General features: G+C 70.6%; 18 protein-coding genes. 6 read left to right on the forward strand and 12 right to left on the reverse strand.

The window, feature by feature from the left end; all coding sequences use genetic code 11:
• The first annotated feature begins 18 nt into the window (after positions 1–18).
• Positions 19–420 carry a YccF domain-containing protein gene (locus AC4D2O_RS09650; RefSeq protein ID WP_490906754.1) on the forward strand — a complete coding sequence of 134 codons (402 nt, stop codon included), beginning with the start codon at positions 19–21 and terminating at the stop codon, positions 418–420.
• Between the two features lie 21 nt (positions 421–441).
• Here AC4D2O_RS09650 and AC4D2O_RS09655 read toward each other — a convergent pair whose 3' ends face one another.
• From AC4D2O_RS09655 to AC4D2O_RS09675, 5 genes are all read right to left on the reverse strand, one after another.
• Positions 442–2,172 (reverse strand): amidase, encoded by a 1,731-nt coding sequence (locus AC4D2O_RS09655; protein WP_490906756.1) that lies wholly within the window; start codon positions 2,170–2,172, stop codon positions 442–444.
• Complete coding sequence (locus AC4D2O_RS09660; protein ID WP_490907489.1) at positions 2,172–3,203, reverse strand: agmatine deiminase family protein; 1,032 nt, start codon at positions 3,201–3,203, stop codon at positions 2,172–2,174. Before AC4D2O_RS09660 ends, AC4D2O_RS09655 begins: the two co-directional genes overlap by 1 nt.
• 157 nt (positions 3,204–3,360) lie before the next feature.
• Positions 3,361–4,911, reverse strand: a complete 1,551-nt coding sequence (locus AC4D2O_RS09665) for an APC family permease (protein WP_490906757.1) — start codon at positions 4,909–4,911, stop codon at positions 3,361–3,363.
• Between the two features lie 252 nt (positions 4,912–5,163).
• Positions 5,164–6,651 carry a flotillin family protein gene (locus AC4D2O_RS09670; protein WP_490906759.1) on the reverse strand — a complete coding sequence of 496 codons (1,488 nt, stop codon included), beginning with the start codon at positions 6,649–6,651 and terminating at the stop codon, positions 5,164–5,166.
• Between the two features lie 143 nt (positions 6,652–6,794).
• Positions 6,795–8,777, reverse strand: a complete 1,983-nt coding sequence (locus AC4D2O_RS09675) for a penicillin-binding transpeptidase domain-containing protein (protein WP_490906760.1) — start codon at positions 8,775–8,777, stop codon at positions 6,795–6,797.
• Positions 8,778–8,979: 202 nt separating this feature from the next.
• Between AC4D2O_RS09675 and clpB the strand changes: the two genes are divergently transcribed.
• The gene (gene clpB / locus AC4D2O_RS09680; protein ID WP_490906761.1) at positions 8,980–11,604 is read left to right on the forward strand and encodes an ATP-dependent chaperone ClpB; all 2,625 of its coding nucleotides are present in this window, start codon (positions 8,980–8,982) and stop codon (positions 11,602–11,604) included.
• Positions 11,605–11,673: 69 nt separating this feature from the next.
• On the opposite strand, the gene AC4D2O_RS09685 is transcribed toward clpB, so the two are convergent.
• The gene (locus tag AC4D2O_RS09685; RefSeq protein WP_490906762.1) at positions 11,674–13,032 is read right to left on the reverse strand and encodes a septum formation family protein; all 1,359 of its coding nucleotides are present in this window, start codon (positions 13,030–13,032) and stop codon (positions 11,674–11,676) included.
• Between the two features lie 298 nt (positions 13,033–13,330).
• Between AC4D2O_RS09685 and AC4D2O_RS09690 the strand changes: the two genes are divergently transcribed.
• Positions 13,331–13,570 (forward strand): DUF3073 domain-containing protein, encoded by a 240-nt coding sequence (locus AC4D2O_RS09690; protein ID WP_490907490.1) that lies wholly within the window; start codon positions 13,331–13,333, stop codon positions 13,568–13,570.
• A 149-nt stretch (positions 13,571–13,719) separates the two neighbouring features.
• Here AC4D2O_RS09690 and AC4D2O_RS09695 read toward each other — a convergent pair whose 3' ends face one another.
• Positions 13,720–14,883, reverse strand: a complete 1,164-nt coding sequence (locus tag AC4D2O_RS09695) for an ROK family transcriptional regulator (RefSeq protein WP_490906763.1) — start codon at positions 14,881–14,883, stop codon at positions 13,720–13,722.
• Between the two features lie 345 nt (positions 14,884–15,228).
• Entirely contained in the window at positions 15,229–16,077 is an 849-nt protein-coding gene (locus tag AC4D2O_RS09700) for a DUF2382 domain-containing protein (RefSeq protein WP_490906764.1), read from the reverse strand.
• Positions 16,078–16,399: 322 nt separating this feature from the next.
• Between AC4D2O_RS09700 and AC4D2O_RS09705 the strand changes: the two genes are divergently transcribed.
• Entirely contained in the window at positions 16,400–17,017 is a 618-nt protein-coding gene (locus AC4D2O_RS09705; RefSeq protein WP_490906765.1) for a hypothetical protein, read from the forward strand.
• Positions 17,018–17,151: 134 nt separating this feature from the next.
• On the opposite strand, the gene AC4D2O_RS09710 is transcribed toward AC4D2O_RS09705, so the two are convergent.
• Positions 17,152–17,643 (reverse strand): MarR family winged helix-turn-helix transcriptional regulator, encoded by a 492-nt coding sequence (locus AC4D2O_RS09710; protein WP_490906766.1) that lies wholly within the window; start codon positions 17,641–17,643, stop codon positions 17,152–17,154.
• Positions 17,644–17,744: 101 nt separating this feature from the next.
• On the opposite strand from AC4D2O_RS09710, the gene AC4D2O_RS09715 reads away from it, so the two are divergent.
• Positions 17,745–18,647 (forward strand): alcohol dehydrogenase catalytic domain-containing protein, encoded by a 903-nt coding sequence (locus AC4D2O_RS09715; RefSeq protein WP_490906767.1) that lies wholly within the window; start codon positions 17,745–17,747, stop codon positions 18,645–18,647.
• A gap of 106 nt (positions 18,648–18,753) precedes the next feature.
• Here AC4D2O_RS09715 and AC4D2O_RS09720 read toward each other — a convergent pair whose 3' ends face one another.
• The 3 genes from AC4D2O_RS09720 to AC4D2O_RS09730 form a co-directional block, all read right to left on the reverse strand.
• A complete protein-coding gene (locus tag AC4D2O_RS09720; protein WP_490906769.1) occupies positions 18,754–20,280 on the reverse strand; it encodes an FGGY family carbohydrate kinase in 1,527 nt (508 codons plus the stop codon).
• 3 nt (positions 20,281–20,283) lie between these two features.
• On the reverse strand, positions 20,284–21,474 hold the full coding sequence (xylA, locus tag AC4D2O_RS09725; protein ID WP_490906770.1) for a xylose isomerase: 1,191 nt from the start codon (positions 21,472–21,474) through the stop codon (positions 20,284–20,286).
• Positions 21,475–21,593: 119 nt separating this feature from the next.
• Positions 21,594–22,631: a LacI family DNA-binding transcriptional regulator gene (locus AC4D2O_RS09730; RefSeq protein WP_490906771.1), complete on the reverse strand. Its 1,038-nt coding sequence runs from the start codon at positions 22,629–22,631 to the stop codon at positions 21,594–21,596.
• A gap of 179 nt (positions 22,632–22,810) precedes the next feature.
• Between AC4D2O_RS09730 and AC4D2O_RS09735 the strand changes: the two genes are divergently transcribed.
• On the forward strand, positions 22,811–23,956 hold the full coding sequence (locus AC4D2O_RS09735; protein ID WP_490906772.1) for an endo-1,4-beta-xylanase: 1,146 nt from the start codon (positions 22,811–22,813) through the stop codon (positions 23,954–23,956).
• Positions 23,957–24,009: the final 53 nt, after the last annotated feature.

The following is a 24,009-nucleotide window of genomic DNA, read 5'->3' on the forward strand; positions in this document are numbered from 1 at the left end:
ATGGGCGAGAATGGGGCGATGAACGCAATCCTGAACGTCATCTGGCTCCTGTTCGGCGGCATCTGGCTCGCGCTGGGCTACTTCGCGGCCGGAATCATCTGCTGCGTGCTGATCGTGACCATCCCGTTCGGGATCGCCTCGTTCAGGATCGGTCTCTACGCGCTGTGGCCCTTCGGCCAGACGATCGTCCATCGCGGCAACCGGGTCACGGTCCTCTCGAGCATCGGGAACGTGATCTGGCTGCTTGTCGCCGGCATCTGGATCGCCATCGGCCATGTGCTCACCGCCATCCCGATGTTCCTCAGCATCATCGGGATCCCGCTCGGCATCGCCAACCTCAAGCTCATCCCGGTGTCACTCGCGCCGCTCGGGAAGGTGATCGTCCCGTCGTCGGGTACGTACCTGCCCACCTACCGCTGAAGCCCGCCGGGATGCGCGGTATCAGCTGATCGTGGCCAGACGAGGCGTCCGGGGAGGCTCCACCCGACGGGGCGAGCCGATCCGCTCGAAGGCTGCGGCCATGTTCAGCAGCTCGGTGTCGGCATACGCCGCTCCGGCGAACGTCAGGCCCACCGGCATCCGCAGGTCCTCGAGCAGTCCCATGGGTACGGTGACCGTCGGTATGCCCAGGTGCCGCGGCACCAGGTTGCCGTTGGAGACCCAGACGCCGTTGCGCCAGGCGATGTCCGCCGATGAGGGATTCCGGTCGCTGTCGGCCGGGCCGATGTCGGCGGCCGCCGGGAAGACCACGGCGTCGAGTCCGTGCCGGTCCATCCAGTGGTCGAGGTCCAGCCGCCGCGTCTCCTCGAGTCCCCGGAGTCCCTCCTCGAGGTGCGGGATGTCCGTCAGTGCGCTGATGGCGTGCTCGCGGAGATGCGCCGGGTATCCGGTGATGTCGTCGTCGAATCCGTGATAGCGGTCCGGGAGGGCTCCCTCCGGTGGGGGGAAGATCGTCGAGCCGTCGACGTCGGCGAGGCTGGAGAGCGCAGGATCGCCGTTGGCCTGCAGGAAGTCGTGCCACGCCCACGAGGACAGGTCCGTGATCTCCCGGCGCAGGAAGTCCTGGCTCACGAGGCCGCGCGTGGAGATGGTCGGTGCTCCAGGACGGTCGCCCTCGTAGTTGGAGACGACGGGGAAGTCGACCTCGACCACGATCGCCCCGGCGTCCTCCAGGTCGCGGCGGGCCGCCTCCCAGAGCGCGATGACCGACGGGCGGGTGGAGATGCGCCGGCCGGTCGGCCCGCCGATTCCCGGGGCCTCGCCGGTCCCGGCGTCCGGGTCGGCGTTGATGTACATGCGGGGGACACCCAGGCGTCTGCCGGCAAGCACCCGGCGCGCCTCGGTGACGCCGTCGGGGTGGAGGGCCGTGTAGGAGGCGGGCCGGAGCGCCGACGCCGGGGGGATGGGGAGCCAGGGCTGCATCCTCCAGAAGTCGCCGCGCGTCACGGTGTCGTCCGCGACGACGACGTCGAGGACCTCGAGGAGGTCCGCCATGGTGCGGGCATGCGGCACCACCACGTCCATGGTGGGGACCAGGGGCCAGTTGCCGCGCACGGAGATGACCCCGCGGGACGGCGTATAGGCGCACAACCCGTTGTTGGAGGCGGGTGCCCGGCCCGAGGACCACGTCTCCTCGGCGAGACCGAAGGCGGCGAAGCTCGCGGCCGTCGCGGTCCCCGAGCCGTTCGAGGAGCCGGAGGCGAAGGCCGCCGTGAGGTAGTCGGCGTTGTAGGGGCTCTCGGCGCGGCCGTAGAGTCCACGCTGCATACCTCCGTTGGCCATGGGCGGCATGTTCGTGAGGCCGATCAGGACCGCCCCTGCACCGCGGAGACGCTCGATGGTGAAGGCGTCCTGCCGGGCCACCAGATCACGGAAGGCGGGTGACCCGGCCGCGACGGTGAGGCCCTCGACCTTGTAACTGTCCTTCGCCGTGTAGGGGATGCCGTCGAGCGGACCCAGCGCCCGCCCGGCTGCACGACGGCGGTCCGACGCGCGCGCCTCGTCCAGTGCGCCGGGGTTGGGCACGACGACGGAGTTCAGGCGGGGTCCGCCCCGGTCGAACGCCTCGATGCGCCGGAGGTAGGCGGTGACGAGTTCCTCGCTGGTCGCCGCGCCCGTCCGCAGGGCCTCCCGCGATTCCGCGATGGTCGCCTCCACCACGTCGAAGCCCATCAGAGACCGCCATCCCCGCGGCGCGGGGCCGGCTGCTGCTGCGTGATGCAGTGGATGCCGCCGCCGAAGGCGAAGATGTCGCGCGCATCGACGAGCTCGACGGTGCGGTCGGGATACGCGTCCTGCAGGATCCCCGCAGCCACGGAGTCGCTCGGGTCGTCGAAGGCGCAGAGCACCACCACGCCGTTGGCGACGTAGTGGTTGAGGTAGGACCAGTCGACGATCCCGTCGTCGTCATGGGTGACCGTCGGGGCCGGCACGTCGATGATCGGCAGTGCGCGGCCGTCGGCGTCGGTGGAGGACGCGAGCACGGCCCTGATCTCGCGGGTCACCTCATGGTCCGGATGCCCCGGATCGTTTTGCCGGTGGACGAGGAGCGAGCCCGCCGGGGTGAAGGCGGCGACGATGTCGACGTGCCCGCGGGTGCCGAACTCCCCGTAGTCCCGGGTGAGGCCCCGGGGGAGCCAGACGGCGTGACGGGTGCCGAGCCGGGCGTGGATCTCGGTCTCGACGGACTCCCGGGTCGCCCCGGGATTGCGGCCCGGATCCAGCTGGACGGTCTCCGTCAACAGGACCGTGCCGCGTCCGTCCACGTGGAAGCCGCCGCCCTCGTTGACGAGTCCGCTGCCGAGGACCTGCACTCCGGCCAGATCCGCCACCGCGCGGCCCACGCCCCGATCCCTGGACCAGGCCGCCCAGTGCTGGGCCCCCCACCCGTTGAACACCCAGTCGACGCCGGCGACCACGCCGTCCTGACCGTGGACGAAGGTGGGCCCGGAGTCGCGCAGCCACGCATCGTCCAGCGGAACCGGTTCGACCGCGACGCCCCCTCCGAGGAGTGCGCCGGCCGCCTCGGTGTCGGCGGGATCGGCCAGGACCGTCACCGGCTCGTAGCGGGCGATGACCTGCGCGACGCGCGCCCAAGCGTTCCGCGCCCGGGCGAGGGTGTGGCTTCCGTCGGGGCCGAAGGTGTCATTGGCCGGGGGGAAGGCCATCCACGTGCGGTCGTGGGGCTCCCACTCCGCGGGCATCCTCTGCCGTCCCGTGGGGGTCGTTCGTTCGGGGGTCGCTTCCGTCGTGAGGGTGGATGCGTCGTCGTGGTGTCGGGGGTTCACGGGAGTCCTTCTGGATCGGGGAGTGCTGGATCGGGGAGTGTCGGGGCGGAACCGGAGGCTGCCGGCGGACGCCTCAGTCGTCGAGGACGAGCGACGACGAGTCCCTGGTGAGTGTCCGGCCGCGGAAGAAGTCGGGGCTGCGCCGGTGGACGACGAGCATGACGACGGCGCCGGCCACGAGGATGCCGATGCCGATCACGAAGACGAGGCCGATCCCGAAGAGTTCGGATCCGCTGCCGAACGCCGGGTCCCAGCTGTCCACGGCGGTCTGGAGGAAGACGACGATCAGCCCGATCCCGCCGAGGAGCGGCGCGCAGAGCCGGTAGACCACGTTCCGGAGGCTGCTGAACAGCGAGTCCCTGAAGTACCAGACGCAGGCGAGGGCCGTCAGCCCGTAGTAGAAGCAGATCATCAGGCCGAGCGCCTGGATGGTGTCGTTGAGGACGTTCTCGCTGATGAGGCGCATCAGGACGTAGAAGGCGGCCGAGACGACACCGGAGAAGACCGTCGCGTAGACCGGCGAGTTGAAGCGGGTGCTGACGTGCGCGAACCGGCCCGGCAGGGCACGGTAGTAGCCCATGGCGAGCAGCGTGCGGGCGGGCGAGACGAAGGTCGACTGCAGCGACGCCCCGCAGCTCGAGAGGACGGCCAGCGACAGGAGGATCGCGAACGGACCCATCACGGGGGCGGCGAGACCGGTGAACACGTTCTCGGAGTTGTCCGGGTTGTTCAGCCCGATGCCGGTGTCGCCGAGGCCGGCGAACATCACGGTCGCGATCGATCCGAGGAGGTAGATCACGAGGATGGCGACCGCCGCGACGGTGGCGGCCAGCCCCGATGTCCGGCGCCCGTCGGTGGCCTCCTCGCTCACGGTGAGGCAGACGTCCCAGCCCCAGAAGGCGAAGATGGAGAGAGACAGGCCGGCGGCGAAGGCGGAGAAGCTCTCGATGCCCAGGGGGTTGAACCACTCCCAGCTGAAGGCGGGGCCGGAGGCGGTACCGGCCGCGATCCGTGCGAAGGCCTGGACGGTGTACCAGGCGAGGACGAGCAGCTGGAAACCGACGAGGACGTACTGCACCGTGCGCGTGGTGCGGATGCCCCGGCAGGACACCCAGACCGCTGCCCCCATGAAGATCAGGCAGGTGACGATGTTGACGGCCTTGTTCGAGGTCAGGTCGGCGATCGATGCGTCGCCGGTGAGTTGTCCGAGGAAAAGGTAGAAGAAGTCGACGGCGACGCCGGCCAGGTTGGACAGGACGATGATGTTCGCCGCGAGCAGTCCCCAGCCGCCCATCCAGCCCACGAAGGGACCGAAGGCCTTCGTGACCCAGGTGAAGGTGGTCCCGCTGTCCGGTGAGTCGGCGTTGAGTTCCTTGTAGGCGAGGGCGACGAGGAACATGGGGATGAACCCGACGATGAAGATGGCGGGCAGGTGGACGCCGATCTCGGCGACCGTGAGGCCCAGTGTGCTGGTCAGGACGTAGGCGGGCGCGATCGTCGAGATACCGATGATGACGATGGCGAGCAGTCCGAGCTGGCCGCGGGCGAGTCCCTTCGGTGAGGTCCCCGTCCCGCCGGTGGAGCCGGCTCCCGAGGTCGCGGTCTGGCTGGGCGATGTGGGCACGATGGTCGGCCTTCCTCAGGAGGGTGGACGCGCCTCGTCATCGACGTCGTCCACCGGGAGCGGGTGCGGCCGGAGGGCGTCCGACCTTGGGCGGGGGTGACCCGCACCTCAAAATGAATGGCATTCATTTACTCGGATCACTGTAGGGGGCGTCGTCGGTTTTGGGAAGGGGTCGTGGCGCAGCAAGGAGCGCCGGACAGCGGAAAGGGCCGCCACCGACCAGGCGGTGACGGCCCTTTCCGCTCGTGAAGGCTAGGAGCCGTCGGCGGCGCCGGACCCGCCCGAGCCGTTCAGACCGACCTTGTCGGTGTTCTTCATCAGGTCGCCGAGGAGGGCGATGATGTCGAGTCCCGTGGTGTCCTTGACCAGCTGGGTGGTCTGGTGGACGCCGCTCGAGACGTTCTTGCTGAGCTGGCTCGCGCCGTCGTTCGAGACCACGGTCATGGTGTCGATCGCCGACATGGGGGCTGCGATCTCGCGGGCCATCGCGGGGAGGACCTCGAGGACCTTCGACAGGATGGCGGCCTGGTTGAACTTCTCGTAGGCCTCCGCCTGGGCCGCGATGCCGGCGGCCTCGGCCTTGCCGCGGGCCTCCGTGGACCCGGCCTCCGCCTCACCGCGGGACGCGATGACGGCGGCGTCCGCACGGCCCCTGGCCTCGTTGATCGCTGCCTCGGCGGTGCCGCGTGCGGTGTTCGCCGCAGCATCCGCCTCGGCCGCCACGCGGTCGCCCTCGGCGACGAGCTTGCGCCGTGAGAGGTCGACGCGGGCCTCGATCTCGCTGGCCTCGGACGCGCGACGACGTTCCTCGAGCTTCGCGTCCGCCTGCTGGATGAGGCGGTACTTCTCTGCGTCGGCGGGCTTGCGCACCTCCGTGTCGAGCTCGCGCTCGCGGAGCTCAGCGCGCCGCTGGGCGACCTGCTGCTCCCGCATGATGACCTGCTCCTGCTGTTCCGCCTGTGCGAGCGGACCTGAGGCGTCGGCACGCGCCTGGCGTGCATCCGCTTCCTCCTTCAGCTCCGCGCGCCGGATGATCAGCTGCTGCTGCGCGAGGGCCACCTGCTCGTCGGACAGGGCGCGGGCCTGCTCGGACTCCTGCATGGACCGGGCCTCGGCGATCTTCGCGTTGCGTTCCGCCAGCGCCGCCTCGGGCCGGCCGAGGTTCTTCAGGTACCCGGAGTCGTCGTCGACGGACTGGATCTGGAAGGTGTCGATCTCCAGGCCCTGGTTGTGCATGGAGTGCTCCGCCTCTTCCTTCACGCTCTTCGCGAAGGTGGCGCGGTCCCGGATGATCGACTCGACCGTCAGGGTGCCCACGATGGAGCGCAGCGAGCCCGAGAGGGTCTCCTGGGTGTAGTGGTCGATGGCGTCCTGCTGGTTGAGGAAGCGCTGGGCCGCCTTGCGGACGGCGTCGGCGTCACCGCCCACCTTCACCTGGGCCACGCCGGTCAGGTGGAGCTTGATGCCGTTCTTGGAGATGCCCTCGATGCGCAGGGACACCTGGCGTGAGGCGAGGGACAGCGGGTAGGCGCGCTGCGAGAACGGGTTGATGAAGATGCGGCCGAAGACGACGCGCTGGCTGTCGGGGTCCGGCTGCCCCTTGCTGTCCTTGGACGAGATGATGAGCGCCTGGTCCGGGCTGGCGATGTGCAGCGCCATGCGGGCGAGCACGACGGCGACGACGATGACGACGAGCAACACCGCCGCGCCGATGATGAGCGGGATGAACGTGAGATCCACTTGCGACCCTTTCAACGGTCTTCGGATGGCCCCCGGCGCACCTGTGGCGCCGGGGGATGATCAAGCTACTGCGTTCACTGTGCTGATCCGACCCCCATGTCGTCGAAGTGGACGGCCCGGCCTTCGCGGCGGGCCGGTGGCTGTTACGTGGCGGCTCCCGCGAGGAATGCCCGCATGAGGGGGCCGCCGGACGTGGAGCCGAGCTCGCCCTCCTCGACGAAGACCGCGACGGCGAGGTCGCCCTGCAGGGCGACCACCCACGCGTGGGTGCGGGGCGGGGTCTCGCTGCCGAACTCCGCGGTGCCCGTCTTGGCCAGGACGGGCTCGCCCGGCACGTCCTTCAGCAGTTGCGCGCCGCCCTGGGCGACGACGGCGGCCATGAGGGTCTTCAGGGTCGTGGCCTCGGCGGCCGTGAAGGCGCTCGGTGCCGCCTCCCCGGAGGGGCCGGCGGTGGCCGACGGCGTGGCGTCGCTGGTGGGTGCCGCCGTCGCCGCGGCGTCCTCCGACCCGGGGTCCAGGTCCGTGGACCCGCCGGATGCCAGCAGCGTCGGCGTGACGCGTGAGCCGGCGCCGACGGATGCGGCCATGGTGGCGAGCGCGAGGGGTGAGACGAGGACCTCGCCCTGCCCGATCATGGCGGCGGCATGCGCCGTTCCCTCCGCCTCGGTGGGTACGGAACCGAAGAACGCGGGCGTACCGATGCTCGCCTCGACGCCGATGCCGAGGTCGGTGGCCGCGCCCGCGAGATCGGCCTGCGTGATCCTGTCCCGCGCCGAGATGAACCCCGTGTTGCAGGACTGCGCGAAGGTCTCCAGGAGCGGGATGGTGCCGAGGGACTGAGCGGGGTAGGTGCTCGCGTTGTTGAACGTCCGGCCGTCCACCGTCACCTCCTCCGCGCAGTCGGTGGGCGTCTGGGGGGTGACGCCCTTCCGCAGGAGCGCGAGGCTCGTGGCCACCTTGAACGTGGATCCCGGCGGGTACTGCCCGAGCAGTGCCGTCTGCAGCCCCTCGCTGCCCGGGCCGTTGGCGGCGGCGAGGATCTCGCCCGTGCTGGGGCGGATGGCCACGATCGACGAGGCCGAGGGCTCGTCCGCGAGCACCTGCTCGCCGAGGCTCTGCAGGCGGGGATCGAGCGTGGTCGCGAGGTCGGCCCCGTCCACGGGCGGCTTGGCGAACAGCCGCTGCGTCGGTGTGGCCGGGGCGTCGACGGGCGCGGCGTTGACCTCCAGTCCGGGCGTCCCGGCGAGCCGGGAGTTGTGCTGCCGCTGCAGGCCGCCGAGACCGGTGACGTCCCCGGCCGTGACGGCGCCGTCCGACTGGTCCACCAGTTCCTCGGTCGCCTCGCCGACGCTGCCGAGCAGCTCGCGGGCGAACGTGCGGGTGGGTGCGAGCTCGAGGGTGTCGGCCTGCCGCAGGGCGCCCGGGATGGCGTCGATCTGCGCGTCCGTCACCGTGCGGGTGGCGTCGTCGCGCAGCACGAGGGCCACGACGAAGGCCTCGGCGCCCGCGTCCGTGACCTGCTGCTCGTAGTCGGCGGGACCCACCTCGAGCAGTGTCGCGAGGGCCCGCGCGGACGCCGCCTGCTGCTCGGCGGGGACACGCGTCTTGTCGATCCCGACCCTGATGACGGGCCGCTGGGTGACGATCACCTCGCCGCGCGCGCCGGTAATGTCCCCGCGGTCGCCCGGAACGCGCGTCAGCGTCAGTTTCTCCTCCGGCAGGAGGTTCGGGACGAACACCGCCGGGTCCCAGACGGCCTGCCACACGTCCTCCACGCGCGTCAGGTCCGCCGTGGTGCTGTACGTCCAGTCGGAGTCCGAGGCGTCGAGATCCCAGACGTAGTCGAGGGTGGCTCTCGCGCTGTCCTCACCCGTCTCCTCCACACCGGCCACCGTCACCCGGGGCGCCCCGGGCGCGAAGCCCTCCGTGATCACGGCGAGCCGGTCGGTCACCTCGGAGGACTCCAGGGAGTCGAAGGAGGACTCTCCGACGTCGAGCCGGCCCAGCCCCTCGGCCAGCGTGCCGGCCGCGTCCTCGGCCGTGGGGCGGTCGTCCGTGCACGCGGCGAGGCTCAGTGCGAGAACGGCGGTGGTCAGCACGGACGTGGCGCGGTGAAGTTTCCCCATACTGCTCATTATGTCGGAGACGCAGCCTCCGCCGGCCCCGCGCCTCACCGGAGCATCGCACCCCGTCGCCGACCGCCGGCGCCGTGAGCGTAGCGCACCTGCGCGGGCTTGTCCCTCGGGAATATCCACCCCCGCATCAAAGTTGAGTCAAGTACACTCAATGTGACCGTACTCCCTGCGTCAGAACGGAAAGGAACCGCGCGTGGACACCAATTTCACCACCAAGAGCCGTGAGGTGCTGTCGGCTGCCGCCATGAATGCCTCCACGGCGGGCAACGCACAGATCGAGACCCCCCACTTCCTCAAGGCGCTGCTGGATCAGCGGGAAGGCATCGCCGTCGCGCTCCTCAAGGCCGCGGGCGCGGATCCCGATACCGTGAGCGTGCAGGCCAGCGCCGCGATCAAGGCCCTGCCGTCGTCGTCGGGATCCTCCGTGGCGCAGCCGCAGTTCTCCCGCGGCGCCCTGCAGACGGTCAACGCCGCGAAGGAGGAGGCCGACACCCTGGGGGACCAGTTCGTCTCCACCGAGCACCTCCTGCTGGCCCTCGCCTCCGACGCCGGTGCCGCGGGCGGCATCCTCCGGTCCGCCGGGCTCACGCGTGAGGCCCTCGCCTCCGCGCTCCCTGGCGTGCGCGGTGACCGGCGCGTGACCACCCCGGATCCCGAGAACACCTTCCAGGCCCTCGAGAAGTTCGGCGTGGACCTCACCGAGGTGGCCCGCAGCGGCAAGCTCGATCCCGTGATCGGGCGCGACGCCGAGATCCGCCGTGTGGTCCAGGTGCTCAGCCGCCGCACGAAGAACAACCCCGTGCTGATCGGCGAGCCCGGCGTGGGCAAGACCGCCGTCGTCGAGGGCCTCGCGCAGCGCATGGTGGCCGGGGACGTCCCCGAGTCGCTCCGGGGGAAGAGCCTGATCAGCCTCGATCTCGGCTCCATGATCGCGGGCGCCAAGTACCGCGGGGAGTTCGAGGAGCGCCTGAAGGCGGTGCTCGAGGAGATCCGCTCGTCCAACGGCCAGGTCGTCACGTTCATCGACGAGCTGCACACCGTGGTGGGTGCCGGGGCGTCCGAGGGGTCCATGGACGCCGGGAACATGCTCAAGCCCATGCTGGCGCGCGGCGAGCTCCGGCTCATCGGTGCGACGACGCTCGACGAGTACCGCGAGAACGTCGAGAAGGACCCCGCACTGGAGCGCAGGTTCCAGCAGGTGTACGTCGGCGAGCCGTCCGTGCCCGACACGATCGGCATCCTGCGCGGCCTGAAGCAGCGCTACGAGGCGCACCACAAGGTTTCGATCGCCGACTCCGCGCTCGTGGCCGCGGCCACGCTGTCCCACCGGTACATCCCGGGACGGCAGCTCCCCGACAAGGCGATCGACCTCGTCGACGAGGCAGCCTCGCGCCTGCGCATGGAGATCGACTCCGCGCCGGTGGAGATCGACGAGCTGCGCCGGTCCCTCGAGCGGATGCGCATGGAGGAGATGGCTCTGTCCCGCGAGAAGGACGAGGCGTCCCGCGAGAGGCTGGACGCCCTGCGCGCCGAGATGGCGGACCGCCAGGAGGAGCTCGACGGACTGAATGCGCGGTGGGAGGCGGAGAAGGCCGGCCTGAACCGCGTGGGCGACCTGAAGGCATCCCTGGACGACCTGCGCTCGCAGGCCGACCGTGCCCAGCGCGAAGGGGACCTCGAGGCGGCGTCGCGCATCCTGTACGGGGAGATCCCGCAGGTGGAGCGCGAGCTCCGCGAGGCACAGGCTGCCGAGGAGCAGAGCGCCAACGCCCCGGAGCTGATGGTCGCCGAGGAGGTCACTGCGAACGACATCGCCGAGGTGATCTCCGCCTGGACGGGCATCCCGGCCGGGCGCATGCTCCAGGGCGAGAGCGAGAAGCTCCTGGCCATGGAGGAGGTGATCGGCGCGCGCCTGATCGGGCAGCAGCGGGCGGTGTCCGCGGTGTCCGACGCCGTCCGGCGAGCCCGGGCCGGTGTCTCCGACCCGAACCGCCCCACGGGTTCCTTCCTGTTCCTCGGCCCCACCGGTGTGGGCAAGACGGAGCTCGCCAAGGCGCTCGCGGACTTCCTGTTCGACGACGAGCGCGCCATGATCCGGATCGACATGTCCGAGTACTCGGAGAAGCACTCGGTGGCGCGCCTCGTCGGCGCTCCTCCGGGATACGTGGGCTACGAGGAGGGTGGACAGCTCACCGAGGCCGTGCGCCGCCGCCCCTACAGTGTGGTGCTGCTCGACGAGGTGGAGAAGGCGCATCCCGAGGTCTTCGACCTGCTGCTGCAGGTGCTCGACGACGGTCGCCTCACCGACGGCCAGGGCCGCACGGTCGACTTCCGCAACGTGATCCTCGTGATGACTTCGAACCTGGGCTCGCAGTTCCTCGTGGATCCGTCCCTCGACGACGCCGCGAAGCGCGCCGCCGTGATGTCCGCCGTCAACGCGAACTTCCGGCCGGAGTTCCTGAACCGGCTCGACGACGTCGTGGTGTTCGACCCGCTGAGCCTCGACGAGCTGTCGCGGATCGTGGAGCTGCAGGTCAAGTCGCTGAGCGACCGGCTGCACGACCGGAGGCTCGAGCTCGAGGTCAGTGAGGCCGCCCGCGAGTGGCTCGCCCTCACCGGGTTCGACCCGGCGTACGGAGCACGCCCGCTCCGCCGACTCGTCCAGCGCGAGATCGGCGACCGGCTGGCCCGGGGCATCCTTGCCGGCGAGATCGTCGACGGCGACACCGTCGTCGTCGACCGTCCGGAGCCCAACATGGATTCCCTCGGGGATGCGAGCGCAGAGCCGGAGGGCCTTCTCGTGCAGGCCGCACGGTAGCATCGCCATCCCGGACGCGACGAGGGGGGAGGGACCATCCGGTTCCTCCCCTTCGTGCATCCTGCCCCGTCAGGGGGTGAACAGGCTCCGGCTCAGGGTGCCGCCGTCCTCGACGACGGCGAAGCAGTCCACGCGGCGGTCACCGTCGGCCCACGTCTGCGTGGTCGGGACCGCGTTGAGCAGGGTGACCCGGAGGTCCTCGGTGACGACGTCCGGGTCGATGGTCGACGAGGCGTCGGCGCACGCCGCTTCGGCACGCAGGCCGAGCTGCTCCCGGCCCGGGAACTCGGCGTCCTCGGGGTAGCTCTCGCTCGCCACGAGCTGCGCGTTGTGGGGTTCGGAGCAGTCCACCCGGGCCGCGTCCTCGGTGATGTCCGTGAACTCCGCCAGGCATTCGCCGGATGCGAGGGACGACGGATCCACGCGCTGCTCGTCACCCGATCCGCGGAACAGGGACACGAGCAGCCAGACGAGGAGTCCGAGGAGCACGACGGCGCCGCCCACCACCAGGAGCAACGGCAGGGCGCTGCTCCTGGCCCGGCTCCTGTCACGCCGGGGGGAATCCTGCGCGGCGCCGTGCTTCCTGTCGGCGGACGCCTCGGGGACCCACCCGGCGCGGGCGGGGATGGCGCCGCTCCCGGGCGAGTCGTCCGACCCGGCGGCTCCCGTGTCGCCGGCGGTTCCTGCGACCCCCGCACCGCCGGGGCCTCCGGCTGTTCCGGCGTCGTCTGGGCCGATGGAGGCCGGATCCGTCCCGGGGTACAGGCCCGGGTGCCCGAGGCCCGGCTCGCCGCCCTCGGGCGGGAAGGCATGGTGCCCGCCCATTGGGACCCCGGCGTCCTCGTGGGGCTCGGCGTCCCCACCGTGCTCGGGGTCCGGATGCCGCCCTGCCTCCGGGGGTGAGACGGCGGAGACGCCGTGGCTGCCGGTCCTGGACCCGGCACCCGCGGTGTCAGGGGCGCCAGGGGCGCCAGTGGTACCGGCGTTGTCAACACCGGCATCACCGACCACGTCGCCGGTCGTGTCGCCGGTCGTGTCGCCGGTCGTGTCGCCGGCGGCGCCCCCGGCCGGGGCCGTGCCGTCCGGGGCGGCGCGGACGAGCGGAGCGTCCGTGGGCATCGGCCCGCCGACGAGCGTCCCGGTCTTCTCGGCCTCCGCGGCTATTGCGCGTGCCTCGGCGGCAGCCTCCTCGAGCGAGGCCGCCTCCGCGGCGTCGGTGCTGATGCGCACGGGTCCGAGGGCCGGCTCCTCCAGGTCGAGGGCTTCGGGTGGGACCGACAGCTCCGGATCGAGGGCGTCGGCGGAGACGTCCCCGTCGTCGAGGACCACGTCGTCGGGATCGACCAGCGCCGGGCCGTCCTGCGCGTCCGTGCTGTCCGGCGCGCGACCGGTCCCGGGCTCCCTCGGTGCCTGCTCCTCGTTGCTCATGGTGGGCCGCTGTCTCCTTGCATTCCTGTCGCTCGCCGCCGGGACGCTCCGGCGTGGCTCCGACTCTATCCAAGTTCGGCCCCGCAGGGACCCGGTGCAGGGCGGGTGGATCAGGCGGGCAGGACACACCGCCGCCGCATCGGCCTGCGCACCGTCGATCGAACCGGGCTCGGGTGACGGTGAAAGCATGTAATCTATACTTACGACAATTTGACCAAATACTCCGGGGCCTCGCTGCAGCCTTGGGCCTCGTGCCCCAGTGACCACCTCCGGATCGACGCACAAAGGGGGTCACGCCATGGGGCGCGGCCGTCAAAAGGCAAAAGCTACCAAGCAGGCACGGGATATGAAGTACTTCAGCCCGGCCACTGACTATTCGGCACTGCAGCGAGAGCTCACAGGCCCGGGTAGTCGTGCTTCCACCCGACGTACCGAACCCGTCGAGCCGGTTGAACCGGACTACTCGGCGTACGAGGACAAGTACGCCGACGAGGTCGAGGACGAAGGCGAGGAGAGCGGCTCGCGCCGCACCGGCTGACCCTCGATCCGCCGACTTTCCATGCACCACGGCGCATCAGCCCAGCAGGGACGATGCGCCGTTTCGTGTGCCCGCGGACAGGTCCCTCATGGACGCAGCTGCATCGGACCCGCCTCCACGTTCTCGTCGGAAGAGCGTCCTCCGGGAGGTCAGGACGGCGCTGAGAGCAAGGGCTGGAACGCCAGCTCCGCAGCCCCGATCAGCAGCAGCTCCGGGCCCAGCGCCGCGCGGCGCACCTCCACCCCGCCCGCGAGCGATGCTGCGTTGACAGTCCCGCTGAGCTGATCCCCGGGGAATCCGACGAGGGCGCCGAGGAATCCGCCGAGGACGATCAGCCGGGGGTCGAAGATATTGGTGAAGTCGACCAGGGCGACGGTGAGCAACTGCCGCTGGCGCTCGGCCTCGGCCCGGACGGCCGGCCCGGGGTCGTCCGAGAGCACGCGCTCGAGTGCCTCGATGCCGCCCCCGGCGTCCTCGCCGGCCGCATCGAGCAGCCGTTCCAGGCGTACCTCGGCGTCCAGGCACCCTGAGCGGCCGCAGTGGCACGCCGCCCCGCCCGGGCTGACGAGGGTGTGGCCGAGTTCCCCGCCGAAGCCCCGGCTGCCCATGAGCTGCGCTCCTCCGGTGACGATCCCACCGCCGATGCCGCTCGCACTGCCATTCAGGTACACCGAGTCCCCCACTCCGAGGGCTGCGCCGAAGATACTCTCTGCAAGGGACCCGAGCGAGGCGTCGTTCCCGGCGACCGCCGGGAGCCCGAGCGCCCGGCTGAACGGTCCGGTGAGGTCGGCGTCGCGCCACCCCAGGTGCGGCGCGACGAGCACGCGGCCCGTGCCCGCGTTGACGAGGCCGGGAAGCGCGATCCCGACGCCGAGCACCCGGTCGAGGGCGGCCAGCGCCGGCTGCAGGTCGGCCACGATGTCGCGGGTGAGGCCGACGGCGTCCTCGAGCGACGGGATGCCGCGGGTCTCGCGGCGGACACGATGGTGCACACGTCCGCCGAGGCCTACGACGCCGACGGTCAGCGCATCGATGTCGGGATTGACCGCGAGCACGGCCACGTCGGGGTTCGCCTGCACGATGGGGCTCGGACGCCCCACCCGACCCGCGCCGGCCGGCTCGGACTCGCGCACGAGGTTCTTCTCCACGAGGGCCTGCACGAGGGCGCCCACGGTGGAGCGGTTGAAGCCGCTGCGGCGGGTCAGCTCGGAGCGGGACAGCGGTCCGTCCCGGTGCACCATGATGAGGATCTGGGACAGGTTCTGCGCGCGAAGGCCCTCGGTGCCGTTCGCCGTGCCGGGTGATGACCGCACAGCCCGGATCCTCCTTCGTCCTGCAGGAGCCTCCGTGCGCCTGGTCTGACTGCCATCGTATCGGGGCGGTGGGCGGCCCCGGATCAGGCCCGCTGCCCGATCGGACCGTCCACCGTGAGGATGCCGTCCGACGGTGGGGACGTGCTCTGGCGCGGGTCGACCACACCCGGCGGCTGCACTGCGACATACGGATCACGGCACTCTGACGGCCCTTCGGACGGGCCCCGCCGCGAACGGCGGGCCCGCTCCCGGTGAGCGGCCCCGCCGCAGTCGGGCCGCCACGCATGGCTGAAGGGCGCGCCGGGCGGCGCGCCCTTCAGCAGGCGAAGTCGATCGAACCGCGCGTCAGCGGCGGGTGCCGTCGCCTTCGGTCTCGATGCGCTCTTCACGCACCTGCTCGTTGACGGTCTGCTGCTCGGTGACCGTCTCCTTGTCGAGGCGCACGCGCTCGACGGGGACGGCTTCCTTCTCGACGACCGGGCGCTCCTCGTTCAGGACCACCTCGTGCTCCTCCTCGCTGATGGCGGGGCCGTCCAGCGCGTCGCCGCGGTTGGCCTCCGTGATGGGCTCGCGCTCCACGCGGACCTCCTCGTGGCTCACGGGGACCGTCTGGCTGACGTTCTCCGTCACCACGTGCTTGCGGAGGCGAGCCCTGCCGGCCTCGTGCGTCTCCGTGCCGACGTGGACCTCCTCCTTGGAGCGCGTCATCGCGTCGTCGGTCGTGGGTCCCGAGGTGTCGTGTCCGACGACCCCGCGGCTGTCCGAGCGGTCCACCCGCTCGTCGCCGGGCTGGAAGCCGGGCGCCTCGCGCCCCTGGCCGGAGGTCGTGCCCGTCGTGGTCGTCGTGTCCGTCGTGTCCGTGGTCGCCGTCGTGCCGGAACCGATGCTGTAGTGCCGGTAGAGGCGCTCCTCCTCCTCCGGGCTCAGGTGGCCGTCGCGCTCGACGGACGGGGCATCCTTCACGAGGTCCTTGGTGTAGGGGACGCGGAGATCGTTGCCGTCGGCGGAAGCGTCCTGCAGCGGCACGAAGGTCTCCTTGGTGCCGAAGAGCCCTGTGTTGACGGTCACCCAGCTGGGCTGCCCGGTGCTGTCGTCGACGTACAGTTCGCCGATCGAGCCGAGCTTGTCGCCGTCGTTCGTGTAGACCGTGCCCTTGCCGGTGGTCAGGCGATCGAGATCGTGCGAGGTGATCATGTAGCGCTCCTAGCATCTGCCATCGTGAACATGCAGCGGGGGACTGCACTCCGCCTCACTGTAGGCAAGCGACAAAGAGATAACAAGGGCACTTACTAATCCCGCGGCCATGGCCGGCGCTGCGCCGGCGACACGCAGACGCACCGAGCGTGGCCCCCGTGCGGGGGCGCTCCCACGTCCGACAGGTTCTTGCACCCCGGGCAAAAGAAAGCGGTTGCGCCGACGGCTCCGCCTCGGTCACGGTGGTAAGCAGACTGATGATCAGTGGCGGCCAGCATCCGTCGCGGCCGTCGCGGTCATCCACCACACAAGGAGCAGCATCATGGCATCAGAGAACATCTCGGGAGCGAGTACCCCGAAGAGCAGGCGCAACGACGTCGTCGCCGCCGAGAGGGAGCAGTTCGGCGGTATCAAGTTCGGGTCGGCGTTCTTCGGCTGGTTGACGGCCATCGGCCTGACCGTCATCCTCAGCGCCCTGGCTACGGCGATCGGCGTCGGCATCGGGGCATCGACCTCGGGCAGCGCGAACGAGGCCGCGAACCAGGCCACGGAGAACGCCCAAACGATCGGCATCGTCAGTGGGATCGTCCTCGCCGTCATCCTGTTCGTCGCCTACTACTGCGGCGGCTACGTCGCCGGCCGCATGGCGCGGTTCGACGGCGTGAAGCAGGGCGTCGCCGTCTGGCTCTGGGGCATCATCATCGCCATCGTCCTGGCGATCCTCGCGGCCGTGGCCGGTGACCAGTTCAATGTGCTCTCGAACCTCAACGGCGCCCCGAGCATCCCCGTCGACGGCAGTGCCCTCACTGCGAGCGGCCTGATCGCGCTGGCGATCGCGATCCTCGTCCCGCTGATCGGCGCGATCCTCGGCGGCAAGGCCGGCATGCGCTTCCACCGCAAGGTGGACCAGGTGGGCATCAACCACCAGGCCGGTATCTGACCGGCACGCAGCACGCACGACGACGGAGGCGCTGCCCTGACGGGTGGTGCCTCCGTCGTCGTGGGTGACCTCGCGCTCGTCGTCCACGACGGTGGGGCAGGGCCGTTGAAGGCCGTCGTGGGGTGCGCGGCGGCCTACCGGGCCGATCGTGGAGGCAGGAGGGCCACGCACTCTCCTCGGAGCGGTGTGAGGATCGCTTCGGCAACGTCCTCCAGCTGCTCGAGCTGCCGATCCTCCAGCAGTCCGAACACCCGGGCGCGGACCTCCGCGACGTAGCCGGGCTCCACCTCAGCCAGGAGGTGCGCCCCCGATGGCGTCAGCCTCGCCAGGGTCTTCCGCGCGTCCGTGGTGTCCGCGCTCCGGGTCAGGAGGCTTCGTTTCTCCAGCCGGCCGACGATCCGCGACAGGTGCGAGGGGGTCACGCTGGCGGTGGCAGCAAGGCGGCTCATGTGGACCTCGCGGTCCTCGCTGAGCGACAGGCAGCGCAGTACCCCGTACTCGGCGTGGCTGAGATCCGCGGACCGCTCCAGGTAGGTATCCAGTTCCGCCGGCAGCCACATCATGATGCCCACCAGCAATGACCAGGTCCGATCCTGCTGCGGTGAGAGGCGATCTGCTGTTGGCACGGGAACAGATTACCGTTCCTTGCCGCGGAAAGGAATTCAGGCTAGCGTCACTTTCCGCAGCAAGTATTCGCTGCGCCTCGTCCATCGAAAGCAGAACAACCATGCGCGCTGCCCGCTTCCACTCCTACGGAGCCCCCGACGTCCTCGTCATCGAGGACGCGCCGGAACCCCATGCCGACAAAGGTTCGGTGCGGATCAGGGTGCGCGCCACGAGCGTGAACCCGATCGACGTTCTCCTGCGCGCCGGCCATCTCGCGCCGTTCCTGCCGCTGCCGCTACCCGCCATCCCCGGTCGGGACGCCGTCGGTGTCGTCGACGAGGTCGGTCCGGGCGTGACGGACACGCAGGTGGGTGACGTGGTCTTCGGCCTGGGCGGGATCAGTGACACCACGGCAGAATTCGCGGTGCTCACCGCATGGAGCCCTGTGCCCCGGGGGTGGACGACGGCACAGGCCGCCGCTGCCGGGCTCGCCTCCGCCACCGCTGCGGCCGTCATCGAAGCGCTCGGGGACCTGAAGGGCAGGACGTTCCTCGTCGAGGGTGCTTCAGGGGCCGTCGGGAGCGCCGCCGCGGCCTTCGCGCTCGCCGCCGGCGCCACGGTCATCGGTACGGGACGCGAGAGCAACCACCCGCCCCTGGAGTCCCTCGGAGTCCTCGCCACGACCTACGGTCCGGGACTGGCCGGGCGCGTACAGGCGCTCGCGCCCGGTGGCGTGGACGCTGCCCTGCACTCGGCCCCGTCGGACTCGCTGCCGGACCTGGTGGACATCGTCGGTGACACGTCCCGGGTCGTCACCGTCATCGACGATCAGGGGGCTGCGCGCCTCGGCGTCAGGAAGGTCGACGCCCGCAACGACCCGGCCCTCCTGCGGTATGCCGCCGCGCTCGGGCAGGAGGGGCTGTACCTGCCCCGCGTCGACCACGAGCTCTCCGTGGCCGACATCGTCGAGGCGCATACCCTGGCCGAGAAAGGCAGTGGCAAGGTCGTCATCACACAGCCCTGACCCCCACCGCGTGGAGTGGCCGACAGCACCGCGGTGACGCCTGCACCGCGGGCCCCGCCGTTACGGCGCGGCCCGCGCGGGTCCGCACGTCACCGCGGAGGGTCGGTCAGGCCTCGGACGCCGTCCGGTCGGCGTCGGGGCCCTGGAACCGCAGGGATCCGATCGCCGTCCTGTACTGCCGGCGGATGACGGGACGGTGGTCGGCGGCACGGTCCTCCACCGTACCCACGACCCAGCGGGGCCTCGACCCGGTCAGGGCCCAGGCGGCCTGCACGGCGCCGCCCCGCGCCACGTACTCGCCGGGTGCCGGGATGCGCACGGGCAGGTCGAACACCTGCGCCGCGACCGCCTGCACCGCGGGGTTCTGCGCGGCACCACCGATGAGCAGCAGGTGCCGCGGGAGGGTCCCGGTCGCGCGTACCGCGTCCAGGGCGTCCGCGAGCCCGCAGAGCATGCCTTCGATCGCCGCCCGCGCGAGGTTCTCCCGCGTGCCCGAGGCGATGCTGAGGTTGTGGAAGCTCGCCTTCGCCGTCGGCAGGTTGGGGGTGCGCTCTCCCTCGAAGTACGGGACGAGGACGACGCCGCCGGAACCCGGCTCGGCCGCCCGGGCCAACTCGGCGAAGCCCTCGTGGTCGACGCCCAGCATGCCTGCCACGGACGAGAGGACACGGGCTGCGTTCAGGGTCGCCACGAGGGGGAGGAACAGCCCGCTCGCATCGGCGAACCCTGCCACGGTGCCGGACGTATCCGCGACCGCGTCGGCGGCCACGGTGAAGACCGTGCCGCTGGTGCCCAGGGACACGACCACGTCGCCCTCCTCGGCTCCGAGGCCCAGGGCCGCTCCCGCATTGTCCCCGGCGCCGGCACCGAGGACGATGCGGCGGTCCCCGGAAGGGAGGAGGGAGGCGTGCACGGTCCCGGCGACGGCGTCCGCGGAGAGCACGCGGGGGAGGACCACGGACTCCGCATCAGCTCCGGCGGCGTCGGCATCGGCGCCCCGCGCCTCACGGGCAGAGCGGCCGAGCATCCGCTCGAACAGGTCGAGATCGTACGCGTCCGCTGCAGGGCTCCAGTAGCCCGTACCGCTCGCATCCGACCGGTCGGTGACCAGTTCCTCGAGGACCGGCCCGAGGGGCGATTCGCCCTCCGGACCGAAGCCGCGCAGGCGCCAGGTCAGCCAGTCGTGCGGGAGTGCGACGGCGGCGACGGCGGGGACGACGTCGGGCTCGGCGTCGCGTACCCACCGCACCTTCGTGCCGGTGAAGGATGCCACGGGCGCCGATCCTGTCCGTGCCACGAGGGCGTCGATGCCGAACTCGGCGATCAGCTCCCGTGCCGCCCCTGCCGACCGCGTGTCGTTCCACAGCAGCGCATCCCGGAGCACGCGGCCGTCGCGGCCCAGCAGCACCATGCCGTGCTGCTGACCCGCGACGGCGAGGGCGTCGACGTCGTCCCCGAGTCCGTCAGCGGTGCGGATGGCGTCGAGCAGCGCCCGCCACCAGGCTTCCGGGTCCACCTCCGTGCCCTCCGGGTGGGAGGCGCGGCCGATGCGTACCTCGGCGCCGGTCAGGGTGTCGACGACGACGACCTTGCAGCTCTGCGTCGACGAGTCGACGCCCGTGACCAGGGCCATGGGTCAGCGGGCCCCGAGCAGGTGCTCGATGAAGAGCTGCTGCAGCTTCACGAAGCCGAAGCCCTTGCCGTTGAAGTACGCCTCGGTGTCGAAGTCCTCGTAGGAGGAGCGGTCCGCGCGCAGGGCCTCGTAGCCCTCGCCCTCGTTGAGCGTGGGCTCGTTGATCTCGGACACACGTGACGCCTGGAGCGCCGCCTGGACCTCGGGGTCCGCGCGGAAGGCGGCGGCACGCTCCTTGAGCAGGAGGTAGGTCTGCATGTTGGCCGATGCGGAGTCCCACACGCCGTCCATGTCCTCGGTGCGGCTCGGCTTGTAGTCGAAGTGGCGGGGGCCGTCGTAGGCCGGTCCGCCGTTGGGGCCGCCGTTCTCCAGCAGGTCCACGAGGGAGAAGGCGTTCTGGAGGTCACCGTGCCCGAACACGAGGTCCTGGTCGAACTTGATGCTGCGCTGGCCGTTGAGATCGATGTGGAACAGCTTGCCCTGGTAGAGGGCCTGCGCGATGCCGTGGGTGAAGTTCAGCCCGGCCATCTGCTCGTGCCCCGTCTCCGGGTTGATGCCGACCAGCTCGGGACGCTCGAGGGTCTCGATGAAGGCCAGGGCGTGCCCGAGCGTCGGCAGGAGGATGTCGCCGCGCGGTTCGTTGGGCTTGGGCTCGATCGCGAAGCGGATGTCGTAGCCCTTGTCGGTGACGTAGTCGCCGAGCAGGTTGACGGCCTCGCGGTAGCGCTCGAGCGCACCGCGGATGTCCTTGGCGGCGTCGTACTCGCTGCCTTCACGCCCGCCCCACATGACAAACGTCTGCGCGCCGAGCTCGGCGGCGAGATCGATGTTGTCGAGCACCTTGCGCAGGGCGAAGCGACGCACGCCGCGGTCGTTGCTCGTGAAGCCGCCGTCCTTGAAGACGGGGTGGCTGAAGAGGTTGGTGGTGACCATGGGCACCACCAGGCCGGTGGACTTCAGGGCGCCGGTGAGCCGGTCGATCTCGCGCTGGCGGTCGGCGGCCGAGCAGCCGAAGGGGAAGAGGTCGTTGTCGTGGAAGGTGAGGCCGTAGGCGCCGAGATCGCTCAGGCGGTTGACGGCCTCGACCACGTCGAGGGGGGCGCGGGTCGCGGAACCGAACTGGTCCTGGGCTTCCCAGCCCACCGTCCAGAGTCCGAAGGAGAATTTGTCATCGCGGGTGGGCTCGATCGTCATTGAGTGCTCCAGGGGGTGTGTGACCAATATGTTGCCGTTACAAACATATTAGTTTTGCGCGCAGAGTCAAGGGGGCGGCACCTGTTTGCATTCGCGGCGCGAGGGGTGCACCAGCCCGGTCAGGAGACGAGGGCGCGGACGCTCGCCCGGGGGATGAGCTTCGTGGAGAGCTCGATGCGTGGACTCTCGACCGGCTCGCCGCGCATGAGCCGCACGAGCGTACGGGCTGCGAGCATCCCCATCTCGGACAGGGGCTGGCGCACCGTGGTCAGGGGCGGGGAGGCCCAGGACGCCTCGGGCAGGTCGTCGAAGCCGATCATACTGAGGTCGTCGGGGATGCGGAGGCCCTGCTGGCGCGCCGCCTCGTACACGCCGAGAGCCATCTGGTCGCTCGCCGCGAAGATCGCGCTCGGGCGGTCCTCCCGGGCAAGCAGCTCCACCCCGGCGGCGAAGCCCGAGGCATAGTCGAAATCGCCGGGGACCACGAGTGCGGGGTCGAAGGGGAGGCCGGCGGCGTCGAGCCCTGCCCGGTAGCCGTCGAGGCGGGCACGGCTGCACCAGAGGCCCGGCCGTCCGGCGACGAAGCCGATGCGCCGATGGTTCTGCTCGAGGAGGTGCTCGGTCGCCGTCACGGCGCCCGTCCAGTTCGTGGCGCCGATGGTGGGCACCTCGAGGTCCGGGACTCCCGCAGGATCGATCACGATCACGGGCAGGTTGAGGCGCTGGAGTTCCGCGTGCAGGAAGGAGTCGAGATCGGTGGTGACGAGGATGGCGCCGTCGCTCGCCCTGTCGGCCAGCGTGTCCAGCCACTTGCGGGTCGAATCGGTGCCGCCGCGGCGATGGATGGCGGACACGACCACCGACAGGCCCTCTCCGTTGAGCGCCTCCTCGACGCCGCGGATGATCTCGACCGCCCAGGGGCTGTCGAGGTCGTTGAAGACGAGGTCCACGAGTCCCGACGGTGCGGGGGCCACCGCGCCACGGCGCCGATAGCCGTACTCGCGCAGCAGCGCCTCGACCCGCTCGCGCGTGGCGGGAGCGACGTCGGACCTGCCGTTGAGGACGCGGGACACCGTGGGGACCGAGACGCCGGCCGCGGTGGCGACGGCGGAGATCGTCACGGCCGGCCGGGCATTGTCCTGCGCATTGTCCTGCACATCGTCCTCCTCGGGGCGCCGACGCTGCAGTCCTGCACCCCCGGAGCGAAATCGAAACGCACCCTTGACCTCCGGAATGCGATGTTCCTAATCTACAGCAACGGTATTTTCGGAAACTTCCGGAAAACTTCCGATCGAAGTATCGGTCGCCGCATCGCAGGTACCTCAAAGGAGAGCTCATGCAGATCCGTTCAACCCTTGCCGCCGCGGTCCTCGCGTCCGCCGTCATCCTGCCGGTGGCGATGCCCGCCCACGCTGCCCAGCCCACCAGGGCTCCGGGCGTCGAGAAGGCGAGCGACAAGAAGGACACCCTCCGCTGGGTGGCCCCGCGGGACCTCGAGATCGGCACGGCCGTCGCCGGGGGCGGCCACCACGAGACGCAGCCCTACCCGGACCCGTTCACCTTCGACCAGGAGTACCGGGAGCGGCTCGCAGCCGAGTTCAGCTCCGTCTCGCCGGAGAACCAGCTCAAGTGGGAGTTCGTCCACCCGGAGCATGGCGTCTACCGGTTCGCCGAGATGGACGCCATCGTCGAGTTCTCGCAGGAGAACAAGCAGGTGGTCCGCGGCCACACCCTGTTCTGGCACAGCCAGAACCCGGCCTGGCTCGAGGAGGGCGACTTCTCGAAGGACGAACTGCGCGCCATCCTCAAGGAGCACATCCAGACGGTCGTGGGCCGGTACGCGGGCGAGATCCAGCAGTGGGACGTCGCCAACGAGATCTTCAACGACAACGGCACGCTGCGCACCACGGACAACATCTGGATCCGCGAACTCGGCCCGGAGATCATCGCCGACGCGTTCCGCTGGGCGCACGAGGCGGATCCCAAGGCGAAGCTCTTCTTCAACGACTACGGGGTGGAGGGCATCAATGCAAAGAGCAACGCCTACCTGGAGCTCATCCCCCGGCTGCAGGCCCAGGGCGTCCCCGTGGACGGCTTCGCCATCCAGGGGCACCTGAGCACGCGCTACGGGTTCCCGGGTGATCTCCAGGCCAACCTCCAGCGCTTCGACGACCTCGGGCTCGAGACGGCGATCACCGAGATCGATGTCCGGATGGACGTGGCCGCGGGGACCGAGCCCACCGCCGCGCAGCTGGAGAAGCAGGCGAGCTACTACCAGCGGGCCCTCGAGGCCTGCGTCCTCGTCGAGGAGTGCAACTCCTTCACCATCTGGGGCTTCACCGACAAGTACTCGTGGGTGCCGGTGTTCTTCACGGGGGAGGGGGAGGCGACCGTCATGTGGGACGACTTCACCCGCAAGCCCGCCTACTACGCGCTGCAGGACACCCTCGAGCAGGCCGCGCCCGGGCGCGGCCACCGCTGATCCGCGGGCACCGCTCCGTCACCGGCCGGCCCGGCCGGTCCACAGCAGGCACA

This window comes from Arthrobacter sp. TJ-238 (assembly GCF_058269215.1).

What these genes read in the sequence shown, in the direction of transcription:
- AC4D2O_RS09650 (WP_490906754.1), top strand. Translation starts at nt 19, where the DNA reads ATGAACGCAATCCTGAACGTCATCTGGCTCCTGTTCGGCGGCATCTGG.
- AC4D2O_RS09655 (WP_490906756.1), bottom strand. Translation starts at nt 2,172, where the DNA reads ATGGGCTTCGACGTGGTGGAGGCGACCATCGCGGAATCGCGGGAGGCC.
- AC4D2O_RS09660 (WP_490907489.1), bottom strand. Translation starts at nt 3,203, where the DNA reads ATGCCCGCGGAGTGGGAGCCCCACGACCGCACGTGGATGGCCTTCCCC.
- AC4D2O_RS09675 (WP_490906760.1), bottom strand. Translation starts at nt 8,777, where the DNA reads ATGGGGAAACTTCACCGCGCCACGTCCGTGCTGACCACCGCCGTTCTC.
- AC4D2O_RS09685 (WP_490906762.1), bottom strand. Translation starts at nt 13,032, where the DNA reads ATGAGCAACGAGGAGCAGGCACCGAGGGAGCCCGGGACCGGTCGCGCG.
- AC4D2O_RS09690 (WP_490907490.1), top strand. Translation starts at nt 13,331, where the DNA reads ATGGGGCGCGGCCGTCAAAAGGCAAAAGCTACCAAGCAGGCACGGGAT.
- AC4D2O_RS09700 (WP_490906764.1), bottom strand. Translation starts at nt 16,077, where the DNA reads ATGATCACCTCGCACGATCTCGATCGCCTGACCACCGGCAAGGGCACG.
- AC4D2O_RS09705 (WP_490906765.1), top strand. Translation starts at nt 16,400, where the DNA reads ATGGCATCAGAGAACATCTCGGGAGCGAGTACCCCGAAGAGCAGGCGC.
- AC4D2O_RS09715 (WP_490906767.1), top strand. Translation starts at nt 17,745, where the DNA reads ATGCGCGCTGCCCGCTTCCACTCCTACGGAGCCCCCGACGTCCTCGTC.
- AC4D2O_RS09720 (WP_490906769.1), bottom strand. Translation starts at nt 20,280, where the DNA reads ATGGCCCTGGTCACGGGCGTCGACTCGTCGACGCAGAGCTGCAAGGTC.
- xylA (WP_490906770.1), bottom strand. Translation starts at nt 21,474, where the DNA reads ATGACGATCGAGCCCACCCGCGATGACAAATTCTCCTTCGGACTCTGG.
- AC4D2O_RS09735 (WP_490906772.1), top strand. Translation starts at nt 22,811, where the DNA reads ATGCAGATCCGTTCAACCCTTGCCGCCGCGGTCCTCGCGTCCGCCGTC.